The 25,379-nt window shown below is 57.4% G+C and carries 21 protein-coding genes; 11 read left to right on the top strand and 10 right to left on the bottom strand.

All coding sequences use genetic code 11. The features are described 5' to 3' along the window. Positions 1 to 34: 34 nt before the first annotated feature. The 3 genes from OKX01_RS00535 to ilvB form a co-directional block, all read right to left on the bottom strand. Positions 35 to 532 (bottom strand): TRAP transporter small permease, encoded by a 498-nt coding sequence (locus tag OKX01_RS00535; RefSeq protein WP_125277897.1) that lies wholly within the window; start codon positions 530 to 532, stop codon positions 35 to 37. A 12-nt stretch (positions 533 to 544) separates the two neighbouring features. Beyond that, positions 545 to 1,510: a TRAP transporter substrate-binding protein gene (locus OKX01_RS00530; protein ID WP_162988219.1), complete on the bottom strand. Its 966-nt coding sequence runs from the start codon at positions 1,508 to 1,510 to the stop codon at positions 545 to 547. Between the two features lie 110 nt (positions 1,511 to 1,620). Beyond that, entirely contained in the window at positions 1,621 to 3,390 is a 1,770-nt protein-coding gene (gene ilvB, locus OKX01_RS00525; protein ID WP_108727057.1) for a biosynthetic-type acetolactate synthase large subunit, read from the bottom strand. 56 nt (positions 3,391 to 3,446) lie between these two features. Here ilvB and OKX01_RS00520 point away from each other — a divergent pair, with 56 nt between their 5' ends. The 4 genes from OKX01_RS00520 to OKX01_RS00505 all read left to right on the top strand — a co-directional run bounded on the left by OKX01_RS00520 (position 3,447) and on the right by OKX01_RS00505 (position 7,472). Next, a complete protein-coding gene (locus tag OKX01_RS00520; protein ID WP_264672280.1) occupies positions 3,447 to 4,250 on the top strand; it encodes an SET domain-containing protein in 804 nt (267 codons plus the stop codon). Between the two features lie 331 nt (positions 4,251 to 4,581). Then, a complete protein-coding gene (locus OKX01_RS00515) occupies positions 4,582 to 5,103 on the top strand; it encodes a TRAP transporter small permease (RefSeq protein WP_230019508.1) in 522 nt (173 codons plus the stop codon). Next, on the top strand, positions 5,100 to 6,401 hold the full coding sequence (locus tag OKX01_RS00510) for a TRAP transporter large permease (protein ID WP_094195223.1): 1,302 nt from the start codon (positions 5,100 to 5,102) through the stop codon (positions 6,399 to 6,401). The genes OKX01_RS00515 and OKX01_RS00510 overlap by 4 nt, the downstream gene beginning before the upstream one ends. Before the next feature lie 45 nt (positions 6,402 to 6,446). After that, the gene (locus OKX01_RS00505) at positions 6,447 to 7,472 is read left to right on the top strand and encodes a DctP family TRAP transporter solute-binding subunit (RefSeq protein ID WP_094195222.1); all 1,026 of its coding nucleotides are present in this window, start codon (positions 6,447 to 6,449) and stop codon (positions 7,470 to 7,472) included. Between the two features lie 86 nt (positions 7,473 to 7,558). Here the strand turns inward: OKX01_RS00505 and OKX01_RS00500 are convergent, their stop codons facing one another. Then, positions 7,559 to 8,017 carry a PaaI family thioesterase gene (locus OKX01_RS00500; RefSeq protein ID WP_264672279.1) on the bottom strand — a complete coding sequence of 153 codons (459 nt, stop codon included), beginning with the start codon at positions 8,015 to 8,017 and terminating at the stop codon, positions 7,559 to 7,561. Positions 8,018 to 8,035: 18 nt separating this feature from the next. Next, the gene (locus tag OKX01_RS00495) at positions 8,036 to 9,538 is read right to left on the bottom strand and encodes an AMP nucleosidase (RefSeq protein ID WP_108727053.1); all 1,503 of its coding nucleotides are present in this window, start codon (positions 9,536 to 9,538) and stop codon (positions 8,036 to 8,038) included. Positions 9,539 to 10,537: 999 nt separating this feature from the next. Here OKX01_RS00495 and OKX01_RS00490 point away from each other — a divergent pair. The 4 genes from OKX01_RS00490 to modD all read left to right on the top strand — a co-directional run bounded on the left by OKX01_RS00490 (position 10,538) and on the right by modD (position 15,258). Continuing rightward, positions 10,538 to 12,703: a malate synthase G gene (locus OKX01_RS00490; protein WP_108727051.1), complete on the top strand. Its 2,166-nt coding sequence runs from the start codon at positions 10,538 to 10,540 to the stop codon at positions 12,701 to 12,703. A gap of 280 nt (positions 12,704 to 12,983) precedes the next feature. Next, entirely contained in the window at positions 12,984 to 13,694 is a 711-nt protein-coding gene (gene modA, locus OKX01_RS00485; RefSeq protein ID WP_264672278.1) for a molybdate ABC transporter substrate-binding protein, read from the top strand. Positions 13,695 to 13,705: 11 nt separating this feature from the next. Further along, complete coding sequence (modB, locus tag OKX01_RS00480; RefSeq protein WP_108728665.1) at positions 13,706 to 14,359, top strand: molybdate ABC transporter permease subunit; 654 nt, start codon at positions 13,706 to 13,708, stop codon at positions 14,357 to 14,359. Next, positions 14,356 to 15,258 (top strand): ModD protein, encoded by a 903-nt coding sequence (gene modD, locus OKX01_RS00475; protein WP_264672277.1) that lies wholly within the window; start codon positions 14,356 to 14,358, stop codon positions 15,256 to 15,258. The genes modB and modD overlap by 4 nt, the downstream gene beginning before the upstream one ends. 247 nt (positions 15,259 to 15,505) lie before the next feature. Here modD and OKX01_RS00470 read toward each other — a convergent pair whose 3' ends face one another. Next, a complete protein-coding gene (locus tag OKX01_RS00470; protein WP_264672276.1) occupies positions 15,506 to 16,399 on the bottom strand; it encodes a LysR family transcriptional regulator in 894 nt (297 codons plus the stop codon). Between the two features lie 89 nt (positions 16,400 to 16,488). Here OKX01_RS00470 and OKX01_RS00465 point away from each other — a divergent pair, with 89 nt between their 5' ends. After that, the gene (locus tag OKX01_RS00465) at positions 16,489 to 17,235 is read left to right on the top strand and encodes a sulfite exporter TauE/SafE family protein (RefSeq protein WP_230019516.1); all 747 of its coding nucleotides are present in this window, start codon (positions 16,489 to 16,491) and stop codon (positions 17,233 to 17,235) included. Positions 17,236 to 17,478: 243 nt separating this feature from the next. After that, the gene (locus tag OKX01_RS00460; protein ID WP_264672275.1) at positions 17,479 to 18,486 is read left to right on the top strand and encodes an AraC family transcriptional regulator; all 1,008 of its coding nucleotides are present in this window, start codon (positions 17,479 to 17,481) and stop codon (positions 18,484 to 18,486) included. Here the strand turns inward: OKX01_RS00460 and OKX01_RS00455 are convergent. Next, positions 18,483 to 18,995: a 2,4'-dihydroxyacetophenone dioxygenase family protein gene (locus OKX01_RS00455; RefSeq protein ID WP_026483888.1), complete on the bottom strand. Its 513-nt coding sequence runs from the start codon at positions 18,993 to 18,995 to the stop codon at positions 18,483 to 18,485. The genes OKX01_RS00460 and OKX01_RS00455 overlap by 4 nt on opposite strands. A gap of 377 nt (positions 18,996 to 19,372) precedes the next feature. Here OKX01_RS00455 and OKX01_RS00450 point away from each other — a divergent pair, with 377 nt between their 5' ends. Further along, the gene (locus OKX01_RS00450; RefSeq protein ID WP_264672274.1) at positions 19,373 to 20,185 is read left to right on the top strand and encodes an alpha/beta fold hydrolase; all 813 of its coding nucleotides are present in this window, start codon (positions 19,373 to 19,375) and stop codon (positions 20,183 to 20,185) included. Between the two features lie 132 nt (positions 20,186 to 20,317). Here the strand turns inward: OKX01_RS00450 and OKX01_RS00445 are convergent, their stop codons facing one another. The 3 genes from OKX01_RS00445 to OKX01_RS00435 form a co-directional block, all read right to left on the bottom strand. Then, the gene (locus tag OKX01_RS00445) at positions 20,318 to 21,508 is read right to left on the bottom strand and encodes an acetylornithine transaminase (protein WP_094195198.1); all 1,191 of its coding nucleotides are present in this window, start codon (positions 21,506 to 21,508) and stop codon (positions 20,318 to 20,320) included. Positions 21,509 to 21,780: 272 nt separating this feature from the next. Beyond that, positions 21,781 to 22,842, bottom strand: a complete 1,062-nt coding sequence (locus tag OKX01_RS00440) for a serine hydrolase domain-containing protein (RefSeq protein ID WP_264672273.1) — start codon at positions 22,840 to 22,842, stop codon at positions 21,781 to 21,783. Then, a complete protein-coding gene (locus OKX01_RS00435; protein ID WP_264672272.1) occupies positions 22,842 to 25,376 on the bottom strand; it encodes a TonB-dependent siderophore receptor in 2,535 nt (844 codons plus the stop codon). The genes OKX01_RS00440 and OKX01_RS00435 overlap by 1 nt, the downstream gene beginning before the upstream one ends. Positions 25,377 to 25,379: the final 3 nt, after the last annotated feature.

The following is a 25,379-nucleotide window of genomic DNA, read 5'->3' as shown; positions in this document are numbered from 1 at the left end:
ATCCAACGTTCGGTGGTGCTTTAAAGACAAGGGGTCAAAGCTGCGTGTGATCCACCACAGCAGGTGCCGGTCTTTCAAGCCAACGGGCCAGCAAGCCCAAAATGGCCAGCACGGCCCCAATCGGGATCGCGATATACACCCAGGAAATGGACCACTCCAGACTGGGCATGGTCTGGAACCGCACCCGCCAGGTCATTTGAATGCCGACCCAGGTCAGCAGGCCGAAAAAAGCCAGGCAAGTAAGCAGCACGGCCACATCCAGCCAATGCTGAGTTCGCTTCCCGACCCAGAGCCGCAGCACATCCACGCTCAGCATGGCGCCTTGACGCAAGGCCAGACACAGCCCCAGCATGACCGTCCAGATCAGGGCGGCACGCGACCAGGCTTCGCTCCAGTCGGCGGGCGACTGGAGCACGAAACGGGCAATCACTTGATAGAACGCAGCCGCCACTGCCGAGAGCAGCAGCAACTGCGTCACCCAGGACACCAGACGGAACAGGCCCTTATCCAGAACGGACAGCAGCACTTTCATGATGAGCGCCGTTTACTGAGCCTGACGAATGGCCTCGACCAGCTCCTGGCCGAACTGTTTGTAGTACTGGGGGTAGACAGGCTCGACCGCTTTGGCAAACGCCGCATGGTCAACGGTATTGACCTGCATGCCTTCAGCCTTGACGGCATCCACGCCGGTTTTCTCGATGTCGTCCACGTAATCACGCATGGCCTGGGCGGCTGTCACACCGGCATCCTTCATCAACTGCTTGTCCTGGTCGGACAGGCCGTCATACACCGCCGGGGACATCAGCACCAGGGCCGGACCGTACACGTGAGCAGTCAGCGACAGATACTTTTGCAACTGCGGCAGCTTGGCCGACACAATCACGGACAAGGGGTTTTCCTGGCCGTCGATGGTGCCTTGTTGCAGGGCAGTCGCCACTTCTGGCCAGGCCATGGGCGTGGCCAGAATGCCAATCTCGCGGAAAGCGGCAATGTGAATAGGGTTTTCTGTCGTGCGTATCTTCAAACCCTTGGCATCGGCCGGGGTCGTCACAGGACGCACATTATTGGTCAGGTGACGGAAGCCTTGCTCACCCCAGGCCAAGGCCACAATCCCGCGTTTGGGAAATTCAGCCAGCATGTCCTGGCCGATCTTGCCATCGAGCACATGACGGGCATGTTGCAGATCGCGAAACAGGAAAGGAATATCGAATACGCCGGTCTTGGGCACAAAGTTCAAGGTTGCGCCGGTCGAGACAATGGCCAGATCAATTGTGCCCAGTTGCAGGCCTTCAATGACTTCGCGCTCGCCACCCAGGGCGCTGTTGGGAAAGGCCTCGATGGTGTAATTGCCATCCTTTTCCAGCGCACTGGCAAAGGCTTTGGCGCCCGCACCGTAGTGGGAACTGGTGGACAAAGCGTAGGCCAACTTCAAGGAAGTCTGAGCCGTAGCCGCCCCCGCCGCCAGGCCCAAGCCCAGCATCAAACCTGCGGCCAAAAGACGGTTCTTCATGTGTCGGTACATCATGCATGCCCCTCCTGTCTGAATGGATCAGTGTATTTAATGCGTAGTGCCCGGGCTGGGACATAGGGGTTTTTACGCCTGTGCCCCCGCCAGACACCTTATTCTTCTACATACCAGTTATCTTCGGACAACATGACCTGTTGGTGGCCATAGCCCGCTGGCATCATGGGAAAACAGTTTTCCAGCGCCAGCACTTCCACGTTCAGGAAGAAGGGGCCGTCATGAGCCAGACAGCGCTCCAGCGCGGCATCCAACTGATCGGGATGCTCCACGCGCTCAGCTTCCCAACCAAAAGCGCGTGACAGCGCCACAAAATCCGGCATGGCTTCGTTATAACTGTGGCTGTAACGGCCATCATGGATCAGCTCTTGCCACTGGCGCACCATGCCCATGTGGCGGTTATTGCACAAAATCACCTTGATCGGCGTGCGATGCTGCACGGCGCTGGCCAGTTCCTGAATATTCATCAGCACCGACGCGTCACCACTGACACACACCACCAGCTTGTCGGGATGTGCAATCTGCGCGCCAAACGCGGCGGGCACGCCATACCCCATGGTGCCCGCACCACCGGAGGTCAGCCAACGGCGGGGGCGATCAAACTTGATGTATTGTGCCGCCCACATCTGATGCTGGCCCACATCGGTAGACACGATGGCATCGCGGCCTTCCAAATGCGCGTCCAACCGTTGCAGCAAATGCTGCGGCAAGATCGCATCGCTGCGCGGGGTGACGTTCAAGCACTCTTGCGCACGCCACACGCCAATACGCTGCCACCAGTCGTTCAAGCGGCCTTCGGGCAATTCGTGATGCGACAGCTCTTTGCGCAAGGCGCGTAGCAGGGGATAACAATCGCCCACCAAGGCCACATCGGCACGCACAACCTTGTCGATGGAACCGGGGTCGATATCAATATGAATCTTGCTGGCATGGGGGCAGAAGTCGGACAGGCGGCCGGTAATGCGATCATCGAAACGCGCACCCACACAGATGATCAGATCGGCATGGTGCATGGCCAGATTCGCTTCCAAGGTGCCGTGCATGCCCAGCATGCCGACAAACTGTTCGTCACGCGCAGGATAAGCGCCCAAACCCATCAAGGTCAGCGTGCAAGGTGCGCCAGTTTCCTGAACCAGGCTGGTGAAGGCATGGCTGGCATCGGCCCCGGAGTTGATCAAGCCACCACCGCCGTAAAATACGGGGCGACGAGCGTGGGCGATCATGGCAGCCGCGCGTTTGATCGCCGCTTCCTGAGCAGGGGCCGGAGCGGCAGGCGCCAACAGACTGTCGGCCTCTTCCTGAACGGGTGATTCGCTGCTGGCAGCCGGCAGGGTGGCGATCTGAATATCTTTGGGAAAGTCCAGCAACACCGGGCCGGGGCGACCCTGGGTACACAGGCGCAAGGCTTTGGCTGTCAAGGAAGCCACATCTTCAATACGACGCACCTGGGCATTCCACTTGGTCACAGGGCGGGAAATGCCAATGGCATCGCACTCCTGGAACGCAGCAGTCCCAATTGCGGTGGTCGCTACTTGACCACTAATGCACAGGACAGGAATAGAATCACACAAGGCATCGAGCAAACCGGAGGTGGTATTGGCCATACCGGGTCCTGATGTCACCAGCACTACGCCAGGTTTACCGGTGCTACGGGCGTAGCCTTCGGCCGCGTGTACGGCAGCTTGCTCGTGACGGACCAGAATATGACGAATTCGCGGTTGAGCATGAAGCGCATCATAGAGCGGTAACACCGCTCCGCCAGGATAACCAAAAATGGTATCCACACCCTGAGCGATCAAGGTTTCGAGCAAGATTTGCGCGCCGTTATGGGCGGTCGTTTCAAGTGACATGGTTGCGTAGCCCTGCATGTTTTGTAAGATAGAGATCGCCGTCCAGTTTATCCCCTTTTACAGGCTGATTCCCCATGGTCACTCAACGCCAACCCTGGCATGTCGTCAAACCGTCCAAACTGCATGGCAATGGCGTTTTTGCGCTGCGCGATATTCCTGCCGGAACGCGCATTCTGCAATACTCGGGCAAGCGGCTGACACCCGAACAGGCCGATGCCCTGTTCCCGGTCAATCCCGACGAGCCCTTTCACACTTTTTTCTTTGCATTGAGCAACGGCAAAATTGTGGACGGTGGCCAAAGGGGCAACGACTCGCGCTGGATCAACCACTCTTGCGCACCCAACTGTGAAGGTCACGAGAACGCAGACGGCTCACGCGTGTTCATTGTGGCCATGCGCGATATCCCTGCCGGGCAAGAGCTTCTGTATGACTACTCGCTGGTCATCGACGATGAAATTACCGAAGAGCTCAAGCAGAACTATCGCTGTCTGTGTGGCGCAGCCCAATGCCGTGGCACCATGATTGCCCTGCAATCAGATCGCTCCCAGGCTGTGGCAGACGAGCTGCGTGACGTGGCCGCCGAGTTGGATGCAGAAATGGAGCAAGCCCGCAAAGCCCCTGTCTCGGTCAAGCAAAAAACGGCTGATCTGCAAGCCGCCGCCCCTAAACAGGGAGTGGAAAAGGACGAGCCCGATCAGGATAAAGACGACGACACGGACGACGATACAGAGTCTTCAGGGCACAAAGATAAAAAAGACAAAAAGAGCAAAAAGAAGAAAAAAGATAAAGCCAAACACAAGAATAAAAATAAAGACAAAAAATCGTCTAAAAAGGACAAAGAAGGCAAAAAGGAAAAAAAGGACCGTAAAAAAGAGTAAGCTGTCCCCCAGCTTGCATTAGCCCAGGCTGCCTCACCGGCAGCCTGCACCCTTGCTAATCGCCCCGCACAGCAGGCCCGGCCACACCCCTGCCGGGCTCTCTCAGAGCGCCACACACAGGCCCATCTGTCGTGCCGGGCCAGGTTTTACACCTCCTCAGCTAGGCGAAGCACCAACCCCGTACCGCGTGTGCCCTCGCCCTCGATTCCTATCGTCTCCCCTCAGGGCCAGCAATGGCCCGTCAGTGCTCGTGCACCGGGGGAAATTACTCACTGCCAGCCCCGTCTTTGACCGCTAGCATGTAGCTTTATTGCCCAATCCGACCGATCTCATGGATTCAAGTTCTACAGATACACCCTCCCATCACGCTGCCACGCCGACCCAATCAGGCCTGCGTATTCCTTTGCAAATAGAGGACTGGGCATCGGTCCTGATCATGGCGGCCTTGGCCTTAATTACGTTCGCCAACGTGTTTGTCCGCTATCTGACCAATAGCTCCTTTGCCTGGACCGAGGAAATTTCCATCTTCTTGCTGGTGGTCCTGACCATGAATGCAGGTGCCAGTGCCTGTGTGCGCCACCTGCATATTCGCATTGAAGTCTTTGCCGATGCAGGTACACAGCATCGGCAACGTCGCCTGGCCTTGTTGAGCATTGGCATGAGCCTGTTGTTCTTTATTGGCATGGCCATTCTGTCGGGCCGCATGGCCTTAGATGAATTCCAGTGGGGCGATACCTCTCCCTCCATTGGCGTGCCCACCTGGTGGTACAGCATGTGGCTGCCCATCCTGTCCACTACCCTGAGCCTGCGCTTGTTGGGCATGTGGATCCGTCGTTGGCAGGCCAAACCATGATTGCAAGCTTGCTGTTCATCATCTTTATCGGTTTGATGCTGGTAGGCGTACCCGTTGGCGTATCGCTAGGCATAGGCGGTACGTTTGCCATCCTGATGTCGAACCTGGACACGCACTGGTTTGGCCTGATGGCGGTACCGCAAAGTTTTTACGCCGGCCTGGCCAAATACCCCTTGTTGGCCATCCCCATGTTTGTGCTGGTGGGCTCCATTTTTGACCGCTCAGGCGTTGCCAGCCGTCTGGTGAACTTTGCCGTGGCGCTGGTTGGCCGTGGTCCCGGCATGCTGCCCGTCGTCGCGATTGGGGTGGCCATGTTCCTGGGCGGTATTTCCGGTTCCGGCCCCGCCTGCGCCGCCGCCGTAGGTGCAGTCATGATCGGCGCGATGAAACGCGCGGGCTATCCAGGCCCCTTTGCCGCCAGTATTGTGGGCGCGGGTGCTGCCACTGACATTCTGATTCCACCGTCTATTGCGTTCATTATCTACTCGGTGCTGGTGCCGGAAGCCTCGGTACCGGCCCTGTTTGCTGCCGGTATGTTTCCAGGCATGCTGGCAGGGATAGGCCTGATCATTCCAGCCATCTGGCTGTCGCGTCGTCACAAGCTGGGATTGGCCGAAGCCGAACTGCCGCGCCCGCCATTCTGGCGTAGTTTGCGAGAAGCCGCCTGGGGCCTGATTGCGCCGGTCATTATCCTGGGCGGTATGCGCCTGGGTCTGTTCACCCCCACCGAAGCGGCTGTGGTGGCCGTGTTCTACGGCTTGTTTGTGGGTATGGTCATCCATCGCACCATCCAGTTCCGCGATCTGTTTTTGATCCTGCGAGAAGCCGCCGAACTATCAGCCGTCATCATGATGGTCGTGGCATTGGCCGGTATTTTTGCCTGGGCCTTATCCACCCTGAGCATTATTGACCCCGTCACCAATGCCATCATCAATTCCGGTCTGGGCGAGTACGGCATTCTGGCATTGATGATTGTCATGCTGATTGTGCTGGGCATGTTCCTGGATGGCATTTCGATCTTCCTGATCTTTGTGCCGCTGTTCATGCCGATTGCCTACAACTTTGGCTGGCACCCCGTCTGGTTTGGGGTTCTGCTGACGTTGAATGTCGCCCTGGGCCAATTCACCCCACCCGTCGCCGTGAACCTGATGGTGGCCTGCCGTATCGCAGGCGTACCCATGGAAAGCACCCTGCGCTGGGTAGGCTGGTTGCTGCTGGGTATGGGCACCACCATGATGCTAGTGATCATAGAGCCCGAAATCGCCCTGTGGCTGCCACGCTACCTGGGTTTTAACTAAAACCACAAGACTGCAACACAACTCATAGAAAGGGAGACCTGACCCATGAAATTCCGTCACATTCTGGCCGCTCTGGCATGTACAGCCGCCACCCTGGCCGTGGTTCCGGCAGCGCAAGCCGCCTACAAATCCGAATACAAGCTGTCCATCGTGGTGGGCACCTCCTTCCCTTGGGGCCAAGGTGCGGTGATCTGGTCCGACCTGGTGCGCGAACGCACCGATGGCCGCATCAATATCAAAATCTACCCGGGTACCTCGCTGGTGCAAGGCGACCAGACACGCGAGTTCACCGCCATTCGCCAAGGCATCATTGATATGGCCGTGGGTTCCACCATCAACTGGTCCCCCCAGATCAAACAACTGAACCTGTTCTCCCTGCCATTCCTTCAGCCCGATGCCAAAGCCACCGACGCCTTGATCCACGGTGAAGTGGGCAAGGACCTGTTTGGCTACATCGAGAAAGCCGGTGTGGTGCCTCTGGCCTGGGGTGAAAACGGTTTCCGTCAGCTCAGCAACTCCAAGCACGAAGTGACCAAGCCTGAGGATATGAAGGGTTTGAAACTACGTGTGGTGGGTTCGCCCTTGTACATGGACACCTTCAGTGCCCTGGGCGCCAATCCCACACAAATGAGCTGGGCTGACGCACAGCCAGCACTGGCCAATAAGGCCGTGGACGGCCAGGAAAACCCCCTGTCCATCTACGCCGGTGCCAAGCTGTACGACGTGCAGCAGCAATACCTGACTCTGTGGAACTACGTGTCGGATCCACTGGTGTTTGTGGTGAACCGCGATGTGTGGAAATCCTGGAGTGAGGAAGACCAGAAGATCGTGCGTGAAGCCGCTATGGAAGCTGGCAAACGTGAGATCGTCATTGCGCGCACCGGCATCACGGCTGAAGATCCGTCCCTGCTCAAAGAGATCGAAAGCCACGGTGTGAAAATCACCACCCTGACTCCTGAGCAGCATGCCGCCTTTGCCAAGGCAACCGAAGGTGTGGTCGAAAAATGGACCAAAACCATTGGTGAAGATCTGGTAAAGAAAGCGCGTGACGCCATTGCTGCCAGCCGCTAAATAACTGGGTTGGCAATACTAAAAGCCGGGCCTATTTCAGGCCCGGCTTTTTATTGTCTGGCTGCCACACAAGCCCAAAAACCCGCTTATTCCTTGAAACGTATCGCCAGCATTTCACCCGTCGCACAGACCTCACCATTTGCGCTTAGCGACAGGTCTACCCAGACCTTGCGCCCATCCAGCTCACGCAACTTGCCCTGCACGGTCAGCTCTGTCCCCATTGGAGCAGGACGCCGAAACTCCACTTTCAGGGAAGCGGTCACGCAACGAATCGGCTCCTCGCTGGTGCCCATCTCGATATCCAAATCCCGGTAAATGAAGGCCGCCGCAGACGCCGTACCGTGACAGTCCAGCAGGGACGCAATCAAGCCGCCATACACATGATTGGGCACACCACCGCTGTAAATCGGCTTGGGTGTGTAGCGAGCCACGGTATCGTCGCCGTCCCAATAGCTTTTTAGCTGATGCCCGTCGGGATTATGTTTGCCGCAACCGTAGCAGTGGCTGAAGTTATCGGCATAAAAGTCTTGAAACGCTTTATCCATATTGGTGCCTGCAATATCTTATTGAAACGCCGTTTCCAGAAAGCTGCGCAACTTGCGTGAATGCAGCCTTTCCTTGGGCATCTCGCGCAGCAATTCCAGCGCCCGGATGCCGATGTGCAAATGCTGGCCAACCTGACGCGCATAGAACTCACTGGCCATACCCGGCAGTTTCAGCTCGCCATGCAAGGGCTTGTCCGACACGCACAGCAAGGTGCCATACGGCACACGGAAGCGGAAACCATTGGCGGCAATCGTGGCGGACTCCATATCCAGTGCAATCGCTCGCGACTGCGACAAACGTCGCACCGGCTCGTGGTGGTCACGCAATTCCCAATTACGGTTATCAATGGACGCCACCGTGCCCGTGCGCATGATGCGTTTCAGTTCCCAACCCGATAGCCCGGCCACCTCGGCCACGGCTTGCTCCAGAGCGACCTGGATTTCAGCCAAGGGAGGGATAGGCACCCAGGTGGGTAAATCTTCGTCCAACACGTGATCCTGACGCACATAGCCATGTGCCAGCACGTAATCACCCAAACGCTGGGTAGTACGCAACCCCGCGCAGTGGCCCAGCATCAGCCAGGCGGCAGGGCGCAAGACGGCAACGTGGTCCGTAATGGTCTTGGCATTGGACGGCCCCACACCGATATTGATCAGCGTGATGCCGGAGTGATCAGCCCGGCGCAAATGGTAAGAGGGCATCTGCGGCGCACGGGCCAGGGGCGAACCTGTTGTTGAAGCATTCGCGCCCGCCGGGGTGATGATATTGCCGGGTTCCACCAGATCGATATACCCCTGCTCGTCGGCCTGCAGCACTTCACGCGCCCACTGGCAGAACTCGTCCACATAGAACTGGTAATTGGTAAACAGTACAAAGTTCTGGAAGTACTCGGGCCGGGTGGCGCTGTAGTGCTGCAAACGATGCAAGGAGTAGTCGATACGCGGCGCGGTAAACGGGGCCAACGGCAAAGGTTCGTTATGCACACGCTCCCACGTGCCGTTGACAATGGCATCGTCCATATACGCCAGATCGGGCACGTCGAAGTGGTCACGCAAGGTGTCACCGGGGGACTCGGGCACAGTCGTCACGGTAGTTTGCACGCCATTGTTCAGGGCGAAATGCAATGGAATAGGCACGGATGACTCGCCCACTTCTACCTGCACACCATGATTGCGCAGCAGCAACTCCAACTGCTCCAGCAAGTAATCGTGATACAGGCCAGGGGCGGTAATGGTGGTCATGTACACACCAGGTTCAACCACGTGCCCGTAAGACAGACGGCTATCCACTTCCTGATAGGTATCGACGCGCAAGCGCACCGCAGGGTAGCAGGCTCTGAACCGCTGCCCGCGTGGAAAGCCACTTTCCAGGCACTGGGCAAAAGAATCACGCAAAAAAGCGGTATTGCGATCGTAGATATGGCGCAACTGCTCCAAAGCCTGGCCGGCGTCCTGATAAGCCTTGAACGGAATCAACTCGGGCGTGGACGTGATACGAGAAAAACCGCTGGGATCAGACATAACAAGTATTCCAAGGGGAAACAAAGACAAGCAGATCTGCAAGCATCATAAGCTGTTTATTGTCTGGCCTCCTACACGGCTCTATGACAAATTCAACTGCCTGATCCGCACGCTTATGTGCCAGCCAAACAAACATGCCTGGCCGTCTGCCGCTTTCGCAGACCACCACCACCCGAGGCAGAAGCCCGGCTATCGTTTTCGCCTACACCTACAGCCATCCCCCATCTACCTTTGAAATGGCTCGGTCAGCCCACAGCGTCTTGCCGTATCCGCGCAGGATGGCCAAGGCAGCACCCAACCCAAAGCAAATGTCGTCACTGGTTTTTGACTGAATCACAAGCCCTCCTGTCCACACAATGGACGCGACTCTCTGTGGTTTTCAGACGGAATTCACTCACGGTCCCTATTTGGATCAGCGCCTTTGCCCCGGTTTTGGGCACATTTCACTTTTCACCGATTCGGCCAAGGACACCCTGACGTACGCCTGCCCCCTAGAACCCGCTTTGATGTCAAAGGCCCTATACAAGCGGCTTGGCAGGCATTTCAAGTATTTCAAGCAGTACTCGATGTGGCGGCTTATGATGACAAGGGAAAGTCAGCTACGTCTTCTACCTCATATATAAGACTTGCCCAAAACCAGTAAATACATTAAGTATGTAGTCTTAATACTTTTAGTATTAAATCCAGCTTGCGTCAGTCCTTCATAATTTAAGTTATCCAACCTGGCAGTGTGCTCGGCATGCGTGTGAGACATAGCTCGTCATCGCGCAAATTAGCTTGTATTTAGGCTAATTTACAATGGGTTAGCGTATTTTAATGATTTTCGCTTCAAGCAATCTGCTCGCCCTCTGATGTCATTTGTGTCCTGGCGCCGCGTGGGTCTATCCACCCGCGATTTCAGCAAGTTCTGAATGCGCTCTTGACCAGGTAATCGCAGTTAGCAAGGCCGTTTGGCCTGCCGCTGTACCGAATCACTTTTAACTATCAGCAAGGGTACACATGACCACTCGAATCTCCTGCCAGCGATTGCAAGTCGCCGAGGTGCTTCATCAGTTCATCGAACAAGAAGCCCTGCCCGGCACAGGTATCTCCTCCGAAGCCTTCTGGACTGGTTTCGATAAGCTGGTCCATGATCTGGCACCTAAAAACCGCGCCTTGCTGGCCGAACGCGACCGCTTGCAAGTCGAACTGGACAAGTGGCACACGGCCAATCCAGGCCCCATCACCGATATGCCTGCCTACAAGAGCTTCCTGAGCTCCATCGGCTATCTGAAAGAGGCGCCTGCCAACGTCAAGGTCAACACCACCAACGTCGACACTGAAATCACCGAACAAGGTGGCCCTCAGTTGGTTGTGCCCATCATGAACGCACGTTACGCGCTGAACGCCGTAAACGCACGTTGGGGCAGCCTGTATGACGCTCTGTACGGCACCAACGCCATCCCTGACACCGACGGTGCCCAGCGTGGCGGTGGCTACAACGCCGTGCGCGGTGCCAAGGTTATCGCCTTTGGCCGCCAGTTCCTGAACGACACTATTCCTCTGGCTCAAGGCAGCCACGACCAGGCTACCTCCTACACCATCGCTGACGGCGCTGTGCGCGTCACCCTGGAAAACGGCGGCACCACCGGCCTGAAAGATGCATCGACCCTGCTGGGTTACCGTGGTCAGCCCGATGCGCCTGAAGCCATCGTGTTCCTGCACAACGGCCTGCACTTTGAACTGCAGATCGACCCCACCAGTGCCATCGGCAAGACCGACCCGGCTGGCGTGAAAGACATCGTTCTGGAAGCCGCGCTGACCACCATCATGGACTGCGAAGACTCCGTGGCTGCCGTGGACGCCGACGACAAGGTTCTGGCCTACCGCAACTGGCTGGGTCTGGTGACCGGCTCGCTGACCGAAGAAATCAAGAAAGACGGCAAGGTTTTCACCCGCCGCCTGGCTGATGATCGCCAGTACACCGACCTGAAGGGCGCTACCCAGACTCTGGCTGGCCGCTCGCTGATGTTCGTGCGTAACGTCGGTCACCTGATGAGCAACCCCGCCATCATTGACGGCGAAGGTCGCGAAATTCCTGAAGGCATTCTGGACGCCGTGATCACCACCCTGATCGGCATGCGTGATCTGCAACTGAAGAAAAACTCGCGCAGCGGCTCGCTGTACATCGTCAAACCCAAAATGCACGGCCCTGACGAAGTGGCCTTTGCCAGCGAAATTTTTGACCGTGTGGAAGGCCTGCTGGGTCTGGCTCCCAACACCGTCAAACTGGGCATCATGGACGAAGAGCGCCGCACCAGCGTGAACCTGAAGGCCGCCATTGCCCAGGCCACCGAGCGCGTGGTGTTCATCAACACAGGCTTTCTGGACCGTACTGGCGACGAAATCCACACGTGCATGCAAGCGGGCGCCGTGGTGCGCAAGGCCGACATGAAACAAGCCGAATGGCAGCCTGCCTATGAACGCAACAACGTTCAGATCGGCCTGCAGTGCGGTCTGCGCGGTCGCGCCCAGATCGGTAAAGGCATGTGGGCCATGCCTGACCTGATGGCAGAAATGCTGGAGCAAAAAATTGGCCACGTGAAAGCGGGTGGCAACACCGCCTGGGTGCCATCGCCTACTGCTGCCACGCTACACGCCTTGCACTACCACCAAGTCAACGTGGTCGACGTCCAGAAAGGTCTGGAAAGCGACACCAACGACTACCTGGACAGCATCCTGACCATTCCTGTGGCCACGGACACCAACTGGTCCGCCAAGGAAATCCAGGAAGAGCTGGACAACAACGCTCAGGGCATTCTGGGTTACGTCGTGCGCTGGATTGACCAGGGCGTGGGTTGCTCCAAAGTGCCTGACATCCACAACGTCGGCCTGATGGAAGACCGCGCTACCCTGCGTATCTCCAGCCAGCACATCGCCAACTGGCTGCTGCACGGCATCGTCACCCACGAACAAGTGGTTGAAACCCTGCAGCGCATGGCGGCTGTGGTAGACCAGCAAAACGCGGGCGACCCCGCCTACCAGAACATGGCCGGCAACTTTGAAGGCTCCTTTGCCTTCCGCGCCGCTCAGGATCTGGTTCTGAAGGGTCTGGAACAGCCTAACGGCTACACCGAGCCCTTGCTGCACCAATGGCGTCTGGCATTCAAAGCCGCTCAAGCCTAAAGCACACGATGTCGCCCGGAGCCTGACTCCGGGTGGCGGGTGCCCCCAATCCCCATCCTGCATCAGCAGGATGGGGATTTTTTCGTTTAAGGGTATGCCTTTGCTGAGCTTTCCTGTTTGATCGCGACTTGCCCCTCCCCAAAACACCCAAACACGCTGTCGAACCACAACACCTGCAACCGTTGTCAAACCCACGGCCTAAAAGCACCCCGGTAGTCCCTGTCCGTCCCTTCTCGTTATAAACTTGAACTCATAACGAATTTGATCGACAGGAAACCCCATGAAATCTTTGCTGTTCTCCGCCGCTTGCCTGCTGGCGATCTCCACCACGGCCCACGCTTCCGACCTGCTGATTGCCTCCGGCGCGGGCTACCGCAAGCCCGTCACCGAATTGATGGAAGCCTTCAATAAAGAAACCGGCCTGACGGTAGAGAGCAGCTTTGGCAATATGCAGCAGGTCCGCGCCCAGAGCGAGCAAAACCCGGACATTGCCGCCATCATTGGCGACCGCTTTTTTCTGGAACCCATGGGCATTGCCCAACAGTTCGTAAACATCAGTCAGGGTGCCCTGATGCTGGCCGTGCCCAAGGGCAAGACCATTGATTCCATCCAGGATCTGCAGCAGCCCAGCTACGCCCGCATCGCGATTGGCGATGCCAAGAAAACGGTTTACGGCCGTGCCGCCACCACCTGCATGGAACGCGAAAAAATCCAGGCCGATGGTCGCACCCTTGAAGTGGCCATGCTCCCGCAAGTATCGACTTACTTGCTGAACGGCGAAGTGGATGCCGGTTTCATCAACCGCAGCGAAGCGCTGGCCCACAAGGACAAACTAGGCACCATCCTACCCATGTCCGCCCACTGCCACGATCCGATTGATCTGAGTCTGGCCGTGCTCAAGAACCGCCCTGACAGTCCCACGCTGCAATCCTGGACCCAGTTCCTGGGCTCGGACAAGGCCAAGTCCATTCTTGAGCGCCACGGCCTGTGATGTCTGCCTGGATGAGCTGCTCCAGCAGCTCGCTGGGTTTGAGTGTCTATGTGCTGGCCGCCACCCTGGTGGCCCAATTGGTTCTGGGGGTAGCACTGGCCTGGGTCCTGGCCAGAAAACGCTTTCCGGGCCACGGATTACTCGATTCGCTGGTGAGCCTGCCGCTGGTTTTTCCACCGATTGTCATCGGTTATTTGCTGCTGCTTGCCTTGGGCAGACAGGGCTGGCTGGCCAGTGCCACCGGCTGGTCACCCAATATTGTTTTTCAGCCTGCGGCCTTGTTGATTGCCGCGTTTATCGCTGGGCTGCCTTTAATGGTCAAACCCGTGCAAAACAGCATGAACAGCCTGTCGCCACGGCTGCGTGAAGCAGCGGCCACGCTGGGCCACGGCACCTGGTCCTACTTCTTCCGGGTGGAGCTACCCTTGCTGCGGCCCGCCTTGGCCACAGGTCTGATTCTGTCGGGCGGCAGGGCGCTGGGCGAAGTCGGGATCTCGCTGATGTTGGGTGGCAATATCGCGGGCCGTACCGAAACCCTGTCTTTATCTATCTACAACGCCGTGCTCGATGGCGACACAGACTGCGCCAATGCACTGTCCTGGATGCTGGGGCTGACGGCATTAGCCTGTTTTTGGGCGCTACGGCGCTACGGGAATCAAAAATGACGGTTTTTTTTGAACAAAGCCAAATCGACCAATGGATTGGCGAAGATGCGTCCTACCTGGACCTGACCAGCCATATGCTGGGCCTGCACAAGCAGAACACCACACTGCGTTACGTCGTGCGTGACCCTATCCGCGTAGCAGGCACTGAAGAAGTGGCCGAGATTGTGCGCTCTTGCGGCGGCCAGACCCAGCACTACACCCCCAGCGGCGTGGCGGCTATGCCCGGTCAGACCATCTTGCTGGCCCAAGGCCCCGCCCAAGCCTTGCTGCGCGCCTGGAAAGTCGGCCAGAACCTGCTGGAGTTTGCCTGCGGTATTGCCACTCTGACACATCAAGTGGTGCAAGCCGTGCAAACGGTGGATGCCTCGGTAGCGGTGCTGACCACCCGCAAACACGCGCCTGGTGTGCGCAAGCTGGCCTTGAAAGCCACACTATCGGGCGGTGCCATGCCGCATCGGCTGGGCCTGGGTGAAACCATTTTGATCTTCCCGCAGCACCGCGCCCTGATGGGCGGTTGGGAAGAGGTAGGCCGTGCAATTGCCCGCCACAAATACGCCTTGTGCGAGAAAAAAATCGTAATTGAAGCAGCCGATCTGGACGAAGCCTATCGCGCGGCCCAGGCTGGCGCGGACGTGGTGCAGTTCGACAAAGTCCCGCCTGAAATTCTGACGCAAATCGTGCCTGCGCTGCGCAAAGCCCATCCCAACGTCACCATTCTGGCGGCGGGCGGGATTCATGCAGGTAACGCAGCCGCCTATGCCGCAACGGGCGTGAATGCCTTGGTGACCAGCAGCCTGCACTACGCAAAACCGGCGGATATTGGGGTGAAAGTCAGCCTGACAGAGCCTGCAGAATCAAACGAGCCACTTGCAGCTAACAAGATGGAGGAGCTGGAATAAGAACGCCAGCAGCCCGCTATTTATCAGCATTGTCCGCTCGGGGGTTAAACGAAAGCCAGGAAGATAAGCTCCAGCATTAGAGCAAGTAATCAAACGACAGATTTATACAGCACCAGCGACAAAATAGACGGGCCGCTGAATCCGACAGAAAATTCGGAAACCAGCACGAGGTCTACGCCTAACACCTGCCCACTGGCTGCTTGGAAAGCAAGCAGCCAGTGAATAAGCTCCCGCAAAAAGCTTGGACTCAGCAGACCTTCGTCGACCCCAAATGCTGCAACAAGCGCTGCATGGGTTTGGATAGGGCGTCCCAGTCCTGATAACACAGGCACAGGGAGCGCTTGGCCCAGGTGTCACTCAAAGGCCGCGCTACAAAGCCATGACGGCGCTTGTAGCGGCTGGCCACTCCCTGCGGCACAATCCCCAGGCCCACACCGTGGGCCACCATCTGGCACAGCCCTTCAAAAGTTTTCATGCGGATGCGCTGCGCCAAAGCATGGCCCGCAGCGCGAGCATGTTCATCGATATGGTCTTGCAAGGCATTGCCGGGCATCAGGCCCACGAATGGCTCATGCAGAACATCCTGCAAACTCAATTTGCTGTGCGTCGCCAAGGGATGAGCCGCAGCCATAATCAGCACCAGATGATCCTTGGCGACCGGCTCCAGCATCAGTCCCGGTGCCTGCACCGCATCCGACACCACACCGGCCTCGGCCAAGCCCGCAGCAACCGTACGCGCAATATCAGCGCTGGTGCGCTCTTTCAGTTCGATATGCAGGTTAGGCCGCTGCGCCAACCAGGGCGCCAGACGGGGCGGCAGAAAGTCAGTCAAAGCCGCCGTATTCGCGTACAGGTGCAAGGTCCCCCGCACGCCAAGGGCGAAATCCTGCAATTCGCCCTTTAGCAAATCATGCTGACGCAACATCAAACGGGCATGGTGAGCCAGGGCCTCACCCGCTTCGGTAGTGACGACTCCACGCGGCAGACGCTCCAGAAGGGCAACACCCGCGTCGTCCTCGATACGACGCAAACGCTCGCTGGCCGAAGCCAATGCCAGATTCGCGCGTACCGCCCCCTGTGTGATGCTGCCTGCCTCCACAATGCTCAAGAACAAGTGAAGATCTGCCAGACCCAGTCGCATGACCACTCCTGAAAACCCTTCGGATAAACCGAAGGATACCGTCTTAAATCCACATTGTGTACGCCTGCCTGCCACGCTTCAATACAGGCATGCATGAATCTCTCACTTTCTTTCTTCTGATCGGCGCCACCTTCCTGGTAGCAGGCATGGTCAAAGGCATTACCGGCATGGGCCTGCCTACGGTCGCCATGAGCTTGCTGGGTCTGGTGATGTCACCCGCCTCGGCCGCCGCCTTGCTGGTGCTGCCTTCTTTTATCACCAATGTCTGGCAATGCCTTGCCGGGCCGTCCATGCTGGCTTTGCTGCGCAGGCTCTGGCCCATGATGCTGACCATTGTGCTGGGCACGCTCTGGGGCTCGTCGTTGCTGGCCAATACCTCACCGCAGCTATCAGGTATGGCCTTGGGTATCGCGCTACTGGTTTATGCAGGCTATGCGCTTATCGCCCCCACCCTGACGGTGTCACCCCGCTTCGAGCCCTGGCTTGCACCCTTGATTGGCCTGGTGACGGGCATCGTGACCGGCATTACCGGCGTTTTTGTGATGCCTGCCGTACCTTATTTACAGGCCCTGAATCTGAACAAGGATGAGCTGGTACAGGCCTTGGGGCTGTCCTTCACCATCTCCACCCTCGCGCTGGCAGGTGGCCTATTCATGCACGATGTGTTCAAGCCAAATCAGCTGAGCCTGTCCACCGTGGTGATTGTTCCAGCTTTACTGGGCATGTGGCTGGGGCAAAAAGTTCGCGTGCGCATCAGCCCGCGACGCTTCAAGCAATGTCTGTTGCTGTTCCTGGCGGTATTGGGCTTGCAACTGATTATTCGTCCTTTTATTTAAGGTCAGCTCACGACATTGAAGACCTATGGCTCACTTCTTCAAACCTCAACCACAATGCCAAAAATCAGGCAGCTTCTTTTAAGCCTAAATAAAATAACAACCAGTCTATCCCTCTGTAAATAAAGAATATTCTGAAACCGACAATCCCCGATCAGGGATAGCCCCCATGCCCGCCCAGCCGCGCAACTTTTACACTAGGCGCTGGTCACGCGCATCCTTATGCTCTGGAACAAGGGGTTCCCAATGTCGGCAGAAAATGGCTTGGATCTGTCGGTGTTGTACCGTCATCCAATCTTTCATTCCCACAGCGCCGAGCTGTCTCATCAGCCACTGAGCCGGGCCATTTCCCGGCATGCCCTGCATTGGGGTCGCGGGCGCATCAACACCAGCTTGTACCGCCGAGATATTGATCAGATCAGCCTGATGCGGCTGGGCTACGGTGCCGAAGTGGAAATCCAGGCTGATGCCTTCGGCGACTTCTGTCTGGTGCAAATGCCTCTGCAAGGCACGGCTGAATTCATCAGCGACGGCCATCACAAATTAACAGCCTATCCGGGCGATATTGCGGTGGTATCCCCCCGCCATCATGTGCGCACCTTGTGGCAAGCCGGTTGTGAACAACTAATCATCAAAATTCCCTACAGCCTGTTTGATGGCGTGGGCCATCAGACGCTGGCGCAAGAGGGTATGACGCGGGGCTGTGTCTACAAGCTGGACCCCTGTATGGGCCCGCAATGGGCCAACCTCATCCAGCACCTACTTCTGCTCCCGGCGCAGCACAGCGACCGTTCAGCCTCCTGGACGCAGCATATTGAAAGCAGCCTGGCTTTGTTCCTGCTCTGTCATCCCACCGATAAACAAGCTGTGCAGGCTCTGGTGGATGAGTCCATGGGAGCCGCAGCCCGGGCAGGGCAAATGCGACTGCTCCAGGCCAAAAACTATGTGCTGGCGCATTTGCACAGCAACATCTCACTGGATGATCTGGCGCAGGCAGCGGGTGTGAGTCCCCGCTTCCTGCATCTGCTGTGCCGCCGTCATCATCAGCAATCCCCCATGAGCTGGGTACGTAATCTACGTCTGGACGCCGCGCATCAAGTGCTGCAAAGCCGACCCCGCCCCAATGTCACCGAGGTGGCACTGGCGCATGGCTTTGGGCATCTGGGCCGGTTTTCTGCCTACTATCAGCAACGCTTCCAGGAGCTGCCCCATCAAACGGGGCAGACACGGCACACAAGCCTCAAACAGTCTTAGATGAACATGGACTGGTTGATGGGCAGATTGTGCTTCTTACAGTAGCTGGTGTAGTGGTCGATCATCCAGAACACGTCGATGATTTCCAGGATGTTGTCGTTCTCATCCAGGAACTCGATGGGCGTGCCCAGGTGGAACAGCGTTTCCATGCCTTCATCGGACACCAGCGTGTGCGTGCGGCCAGGGCTTTCGTGGATGTAATGGCCAGCGCGAGCCACCCAGTCGTACTCCTCGTAACGCAGGCTGCCGGACAAGATGTAGCCAGTCACCACAGCGCGATGACGGTGACGACCCAGGGAGCCACCCTTGTCGGCACGCATGATGTGTACCGAGGTGTTGTTGCGAATATCAAAGCTCAGGTGACGCAGCCAGATATTGGGGCCGAAAGGAATCCAGGGGGAGGTTTCTTCAGACGTATCGAAGTGACCTTCAACCAGAGCGTATTCGTCGCGGACCTTGTCGATGCGCTTTTCGATCTCGATGTAGGGTGGGGTGCTGTTTTGGGTCATGACTTGTCTCTCTCATAGAAATAAAACCGCTGCGTGTGTGACACAGTCGGATGCCAATCCCCCGGATTGGCTGGTTTTTATTCTATGAATCAATTTGGCACCGAACTATCCAGCTCTGGCACAACACAGCGGCAGATTATCCAGTTTTGGCACTGCTTTTGTCCTTCACTGCCACCCAGCACAAAAAGTGGCGGCTATCCGAGAACCCGTACTCACATTCAACTCTATTGCTGCACATCGGCCCAGCCAGGCAGGAATATCCCTAACAAAGGCTATTCACCTATTTGGTATACTATCTACAATTATAGTATATACCTCATGTTTCATCGAAACCACCTGAAAACAGCGATAAAGGGCTCCTAAACATGCGAAACATAATGAAAAAAATAGATTTTCAGGATTTCAGTCTCGCCTATCTCCACCCCCCCACAAACGGCAGAACCCCTATCATTTGTATACATGGCTCATGGGATGATCACCAAAGCTGGAACGGTGTTGCCAACAAGCTATCTGACCATACACTTCTGCGCTACGATCGGCGCGGCCACAGCCGAAGCTCCGCTCCCAAAGGCCAGGGTCGCCTGAGCGAAGATGTCGCCGATGTCATCGCTCTTTTAGACCATCTGAACCTGCAAACAGCTCATGTCCTCGGACACTCTTATGGAGCGAATGTCTCAATTGTTCTGGCCAGCCGCCACCCGGAGCGGGTCAGTTCGATGATGTTGCTGGAACCCCCGGTTTTCAGCCTTTTACAAGACGAAAACGAGGCCCTCAGACTGGAAGCAAGCGACTTGATGAAACAAGCCGCCATGATGATAGAAAAGGGACAGGTCGAAGCAGGCGCAAAACTTTTTATCGAGAAAGTCGCCTTCGGAGACAAGGCCTGGCATGAAGTATTCGACTCGCAGGCCCGCGCCACCATCCTGTCCAATGCACACACGTGGCTCGATCAATTCCGGGACCCGGATCGCTTGGCGGTCAATGTCAGCGCCTTAGCCACGTTTGCCGGCCAGACGACACTATTGACCGGCAGCGCGACCCTACCAACCTACGCAGCGGTCATTCAGAAAATTTCGGAACAGGTGCCACGCGCCACGATTCGCACCGTCACAGGGGCAGGCCACGGCATGCATATTTCCCACCCTGAATTAGTGGCTGCCGCTGTAAAAGCCCATTTAGAAACCGTGTAAATGCACCTTTTCCCCAGGGAATGATGACACCCACCATCCCCTGCTCCACGTTATGGCAGGAACACAGCCCCTATTGTGCAAAGACCAAAAAAATCCGCCCGAAGGCGGATTTCTTTATGGCAGCAACACGACTTAGCCGCGAACCTTGACCAGAATTTCGTCCAGCCAGGCTAGCATCAGGTCGATTTCATCAGCCGTGATGTTCAAGGCTGGCATGAAACGCAGCAGGTTAGGGCGAGGTGAATTCAGCAACATGCCTTCCGGAGCACGGTCGCGGGCCGCAGCCACAATTTCCGGGCCGTCATCCTGATCCAGAATCAGGGCACGCAGCAGGCCTTCACCACGTTCACCATCCATGCCCCACTTGGCGCTGATGGCCAGCAAGCCTTCGGACAGTTGCTTGGCGCGGGCGTTGACCGAATCCAGGAAGCCAGGAGCGGTCAGTTCATCAAACACCGCCACGCCAGCGGCGGTCATCAAGGGATTACCGTTGTAGGTACCGCCCTGATCACCAGGTTGAAAGCAGGAGATTTCCTCGCGTGCGCACAGTGCCGACAAAGGCACGCCACCACCAATACCTTTACCCAAGGTCATGATGTCAGGACGGATGCCCGAGTGTTCGTAAGCAAACATAGTGCCGGTACGGCCCATACCGGTTTGCACTTCATCCACGATCAGCAGCAGCTTGTGCTCGTCGGCCAGAGCGCGCAGGCCCTTCATGAACTCCACGGTCGCGGGAATAACACCGGCCTCGCCCTGTACGGGTTCAAGCATGATGCCCACGGTTTGATCGTCAATCAGTGCGCGCACGGATTCCAGATCATTCAACTTGGCTTTGGGGAAACCTTCAACCTGAGGCGCAAACATGCGATCCCAGCCGGGTTTGCCGGACAGGGACATGGTGGCCAGGGTACGGCCATGGAAAGAGTGCTCAAAAGAAATGATCTTGTAAGCGTTGTTCTTGTTGATCTGACCCCATTTGCGCGCCAGCTTGATGGCGCCTTCGTTGGCTTCACCACCACTGTTGGCAAAGAACACACGATCAAAGCAGGAGTGTTCCACGATGCGTTTGGCCAACGCGATAGAGGGCTCGTTGTAGAACGCCGGCGAGGGGTTGATCAATTTGGACGCTTGTTCGGTGATCGCCTTGATCACGTTGGCAGGGCTGTGGCCCAGCGCGTTCACGGCCCAGCCCTGGACGGTGTCCAGGTATCGCTTGCCGTTGTGATCTTGCAGCCAGGAACCTTCTCCTCGCACAAAGACCAACTCCGGACGCTGGGTAATTTCCATTAATGCACGTACACCGGCCCGATCGAATTCCATAACGGCAAACCTTGATGAAAATGAAAGAAAAAAAATAAGCCAGCCCGGCGGCTGGACAATTAATTCTAACGCAGCCCACCCCCGGCAGGACGCTTATGCCTGGGACAATGTCCATCTGGCCGTGGATTGTCCCTTTTCTGGTACAGCTTGATGCGAAAACAGCGCGGTTCCTGACTTATCAACAGGAGACGCGCTGTTTTGCTTGAGGCCTGAAGGCTTGTTTTCAGGTGCTACGCTGCCATATCAAACAGGGCCCCGGTCAAGTCGTACCATCAAGGTCGATACACAATAGGCTCCAACTGCCCGATACCGGTCTGCAGCAGCCGCTCGGCCATGGCACGCACATCCCAGTGAATCGCGTTACACATCACCGCCGCCCCCTGACGCCGCTCCGGTGAGTAGGCCATGAAGCTGTGATAGCCCGCCCAGCCTCCACCATGTCCCCAGGCCGCATAGTCCTCACCCAGTTGCACCGTTTCCAGCCCGAACTGGTAATTATCTTTGGGTTCGGTAGGGGCCGATTGCGTCAGCAAGCTACGCAGCCCTGTCAGCGGCTGTCCCTGCGGGCTCTGCAAGACCGTGTCTTGCTCCAGATGCTGCAACCAACGCCACATATCTGCTGCGCTGCTGTGCACCTGACCATCCCCCGTCTGCTCCCAGCTTGATTCACTGTTTTGTACTTGCCCATCCTTGACCCGATAGCCACGAGCCAATTGTGGCAACGCAGACGGGTAGCGATCCACAATCGCAGTTTCGTCCATGCCTAATGGCTCAAAAATATAGCGCTGGGAAAACCGGGGCAGTGGCTGGCCGCTGGCCCGTTCCACCAGTTGGGCCAGCAGAAAATACCCGGTATTGCTGTATTCAAACCGCTCACCCGGCGTAAAGCGCAAAGCGGGATGGGCAGCCAAAACCTCCAGCGTCTCAGACACGGTGACCGTCTCATGCTCTCGGCCTGCCTGGTACAAGGGCTCGATGTAATCCGGCAAACCACCGGTATGACGCAGAACTTGTCGAACAGTGGGTTTGCCCAGTTCACCGGGCAGGTCCGGCCAATACCGGGCCACGGGTTCATCCAAAGCCAATTTTCCATCCCGAACCAGCATCAGGACAGCCAAGGCAGTGAACTGCTTGGACAGGGAGGCCAGATTAAAGCGCGTGTGCTCGTCGATGTACTGACGTTTTTCCAGATCCGCCCACCCCCAGCTTCCTGTGCGTTCCCCTTGCTCCGGATGCAGCAAGGTCCAGGCGCAACCCGGTTTCAGCAGGGGACTGGCTTGTGCGTTGACACTCAAACCCAGGCCCAGCAGGGCTAGCCCTATCAGCCGTCTCATCAGAATCGTCCTGAAAAAGTTAAAGACACCTGTCGACCCAGGCCCCAGCCGCAAGTCCACAAGGAACCGCAGCCATTGACGTACTGTTTGTCGGCAATATTGGTCACATTCAAAGAAAGTTCGCTGTTTTTCAGCTCAGGCGAGATCCAGCCCAACTGCGTCGCCATCCGGAAATCCGCCACGGTATGGGCCGGGATGCGCAGGCTGGCGTAGCCACCACCGGCCACATCAATGTCCCCGCCGTGGGACGAGCCCACATGACGGATCCCCAGCCCCATAACCGTGCCAGCCAGCGCTGTGCGCCCGGTAAAGGTGTAATCCACCCACAAGGCGGCTTGATGGCGCGGTGTATACAAGGCCGGTTTGCCCTGTTCTTCAGGGATCTCACTGCTAAGCACTTTGGTATTCAGGTAGGAATAACTGCCTATCACAGACCAGTTAGGCGACAAACGGCCTGTGAGCGCTAACTCCAGACCGCGCGAACGCAGTTCTCCGGTTTGCACCTGATCCGGGAAGCCGTGAATCGGGTCGTCCGTCAGCCTGTTGGTCTGGCGCAAATCAAACACGGCGGCACTGGCCATCCAGTTCGCGCCCTCGGGCTGATACTTGACGCCGACTTCGGTCTGCTTGCCTTTCATGGGCCGGAAGGCCACACCGTCTGCCGTCACACCGGCAACAGGCTCAAACGAGGTGGCATAGCTGATATACGGTGCCCAACCCGAATCGAAACGATACAAGGCACCCAGGCGACCCGTGGTGGCCTTGTCGCTCTGGCCCAAATCATCCTCTCCGGACCGGCGGCGGCTGGTGCCACTGACGGAGGACCGATCATGACGCAAGCCAGCCACCAGACGCCAATTCCCCCATGAAACCTGGTCTTGCAGATACACGCCGGTCTGATGACGCCGGTTACTGACTTCACTCAAGGTGGTAAAAGGCCCGATCATTGCGCCGTACTGCGGGTCATACAAATCCAGCACACCGCCGCTGCCTTCCGGGCCTACCGAGGCGGTCTGACGACGGGCATCAAAAGTGCCCCGGTAATAGTCCAGACCCAGCAACACCGTATGCTCGGCCTCCCCCAGGTTCCAACGCCATTCGGACTGCGTGTCCACACCCAAGGAGCGGGATGTTCCTGTCCCCCGGTTGGCGTAGCGTTCCAGCGTGCGCCAATCCCAACCGCCTAGACTGGGATCGTCGAAGGAATACATATCGCTGGTCACCGATTCCATCACCGACTTGATGCGTTGCACGCGCAAGTTCTGGCGCAGTGTCCAGTTGTCGTTGATGTCGTAGACCGCCGCCCAGCCAGCCATATCCTGATCGCGGTCATAGCGATCAAAATGTGGCTCGCCGATAAAGCGTGACAGAGGGATTTTGCCGTTGGGGTTATCAAACAAGGTGCCGTAGGCGGGCAACCACATATAGTCACTGCCGCCACGGTCGCGTTGCACCGAACCCATCAGGACGATTTCACCGTTCTCGCCCAGCGGCAAGGTGACGGAAGGGGCCAACAACAGGCGTTTACGCTTGACGTGATCAGTACGGCTTTCGGTATCGGAACTTAGTGCCAGCACGCGCCAGGCACTGACGCCATCCTGACCCAATGCGCCGCCCAGATCCACGCTGCCCCGTAGCTGGCGCGGCGCCCCCAAGGTCAGTTCAATATTGCGTTGGTCCACTTGAGTAGGGCGCTTACTGACCATATTGACCATACCGCCCGGCACCACCTGACCATACACCACCGAGGCCGGCCCTTTCAGGACTTCAATGCGCTCCAGCATGAAAGGATCAACCTGCGGCAAGGTCCAGTTATTGCCCGCACCGCTGCCGCCGGCCAGCTTCACGCCGTCCAGCCACGCCACGGAATCTGCATTGAAGCCACGCAAGGACATAGTGTCAAAACGTGAATCCACCCCATCAAATTCCACCGCCACGCCCGGCACGTAACGCAAGGCTTCGCCCACCGTGCGAGTGGCCAGAGACTCGATCTGTTGCTGCGTCACGACGGCGATCGAGGCCGGCGTGTCCATGATGTCCGCATCGCTCTTGGTCGCCGTTGCGCTGCGCCTTGCCAGCAGGCCATTCGCGGGCCCGGTTGCGCTTTCGCGTTGAGCCTGCACACGTACCGCTTCCAGCTCCTGGTGACTGCGTGTGCTCAAGCCAGGCGCAGCGCGCAAACGATAACCGCGACCATCCGCCACGACCTCCAGACCGCTACCTTGCAAAATCTGCCGTAAACCTTGTTCCGGTGTGTAAGCGCCCCTCAAGCCCGTGCTGGTCTTGCCAGCAGTCAAAGACGCATCAATAGCCAGTAAAAATCCGCCACGCGCCGCAAACTGATTCAAGACCTGATCCAGAGTGCCTGCGGCAATGTCATAGCTTATTTGCTGGCTGCTCAGGTTTTGAGCCTGAACGCTGGACATCGACAAGGTGCCCGCCAGGCATGCCGCCAGCAGGCAAGGCCCCAGGGCCGAACGGGCAACAGTGAAACGTCTGGGCCGGACCGCAGAACGCATGGATTTAATCAACATGGC

It is taken from the genome of Alcaligenes sp. SMD-FA, from assembly GCF_025960365.1.
Taxonomy (GTDB): Bacteria; Pseudomonadota; Gammaproteobacteria; order Burkholderiales; family Burkholderiaceae_B; genus Alcaligenes; species Alcaligenes aquatilis.
Note: the sequence above shows the minus strand (reverse complement) of the source record. Positions and strands in the feature narration are given on the sequence as shown.

Excerpts from the sequence above, each read along its gene's own strand:
- OKX01_RS00445 (WP_094195198.1), bottom strand. The coding sequence starts at position 21,508 with ATGGAATTCGATCGGGCCGGTGTACGTGCATTAATGGAAATTACCCAG.
- OKX01_RS00470 (WP_264672276.1), bottom strand. The coding sequence starts at position 16,399 with ATGCGACTGGGTCTGGCAGATCTTCACTTGTTCTTGAGCATTGTGGAG.
- OKX01_RS00530 (WP_162988219.1), bottom strand. The coding sequence starts at position 1,510 with ATGAAGAACCGTCTTTTGGCCGCAGGTTTGATGCTGGGCTTGGGCCTG.
- OKX01_RS00440 (WP_264672273.1), bottom strand. The coding sequence starts at position 22,842 with ATGAGACGGCTGATAGGGCTAGCCCTGCTGGGCCTGGGTTTGAGTGTC.
- ilvB (WP_108727057.1), bottom strand. The coding sequence starts at position 3,390 with ATGCAGGGCTACGCAACCATGTCACTTGAAACGACCGCCCATAACGGC.
- OKX01_RS00515 (WP_230019508.1), top strand. The coding sequence starts at position 4,582 with ATGGATTCAAGTTCTACAGATACACCCTCCCATCACGCTGCCACGCCG.
- OKX01_RS00460 (WP_264672275.1), top strand. The coding sequence starts at position 17,479 with ATGTCGGCAGAAAATGGCTTGGATCTGTCGGTGTTGTACCGTCATCCA.
- OKX01_RS00435 (WP_264672272.1), bottom strand. The coding sequence starts at position 25,376 with ATGTTGATTAAATCCATGCGTTCTGCGGTCCGGCCCAGACGTTTCACT.
- OKX01_RS00490 (WP_108727051.1), top strand. The coding sequence starts at position 10,538 with ATGACCACTCGAATCTCCTGCCAGCGATTGCAAGTCGCCGAGGTGCTT.
- modB (WP_108728665.1), top strand. The coding sequence starts at position 13,706 with ATGAGCTGCTCCAGCAGCTCGCTGGGTTTGAGTGTCTATGTGCTGGCC.
- OKX01_RS00495 (WP_108727053.1), bottom strand. The coding sequence starts at position 9,538 with ATGTCTGATCCCAGCGGTTTTTCTCGTATCACGTCCACGCCCGAGTTG.
- OKX01_RS00510 (WP_094195223.1), top strand. The coding sequence starts at position 5,100 with ATGATTGCAAGCTTGCTGTTCATCATCTTTATCGGTTTGATGCTGGTA.
- OKX01_RS00520 (WP_264672280.1), top strand. The coding sequence starts at position 3,447 with ATGGTCACTCAACGCCAACCCTGGCATGTCGTCAAACCGTCCAAACTG.
- modA (WP_264672278.1), top strand. The coding sequence starts at position 12,984 with ATGAAATCTTTGCTGTTCTCCGCCGCTTGCCTGCTGGCGATCTCCACC.
- OKX01_RS00500 (WP_264672279.1), bottom strand. The coding sequence starts at position 8,017 with ATGGATAAAGCGTTTCAAGACTTTTATGCCGATAACTTCAGCCACTGC.
- OKX01_RS00455 (WP_026483888.1), bottom strand. The coding sequence starts at position 18,995 with ATGACCCAAAACAGCACCCCACCCTACATCGAGATCGAAAAGCGCATC.
- OKX01_RS00535 (WP_125277897.1), bottom strand. The coding sequence starts at position 532 with ATGAAAGTGCTGCTGTCCGTTCTGGATAAGGGCCTGTTCCGTCTGGTG.
- OKX01_RS00465 (WP_230019516.1), top strand. The coding sequence starts at position 16,489 with ATGCATGAATCTCTCACTTTCTTTCTTCTGATCGGCGCCACCTTCCTG.
- OKX01_RS00505 (WP_094195222.1), top strand. The coding sequence starts at position 6,447 with ATGAAATTCCGTCACATTCTGGCCGCTCTGGCATGTACAGCCGCCACC.
- modD (WP_264672277.1), top strand. The coding sequence starts at position 14,356 with ATGACGGTTTTTTTTGAACAAAGCCAAATCGACCAATGGATTGGCGAA.
- OKX01_RS00450 (WP_264672274.1), top strand. The coding sequence starts at position 19,373 with ATGAAAAAAATAGATTTTCAGGATTTCAGTCTCGCCTATCTCCACCCC.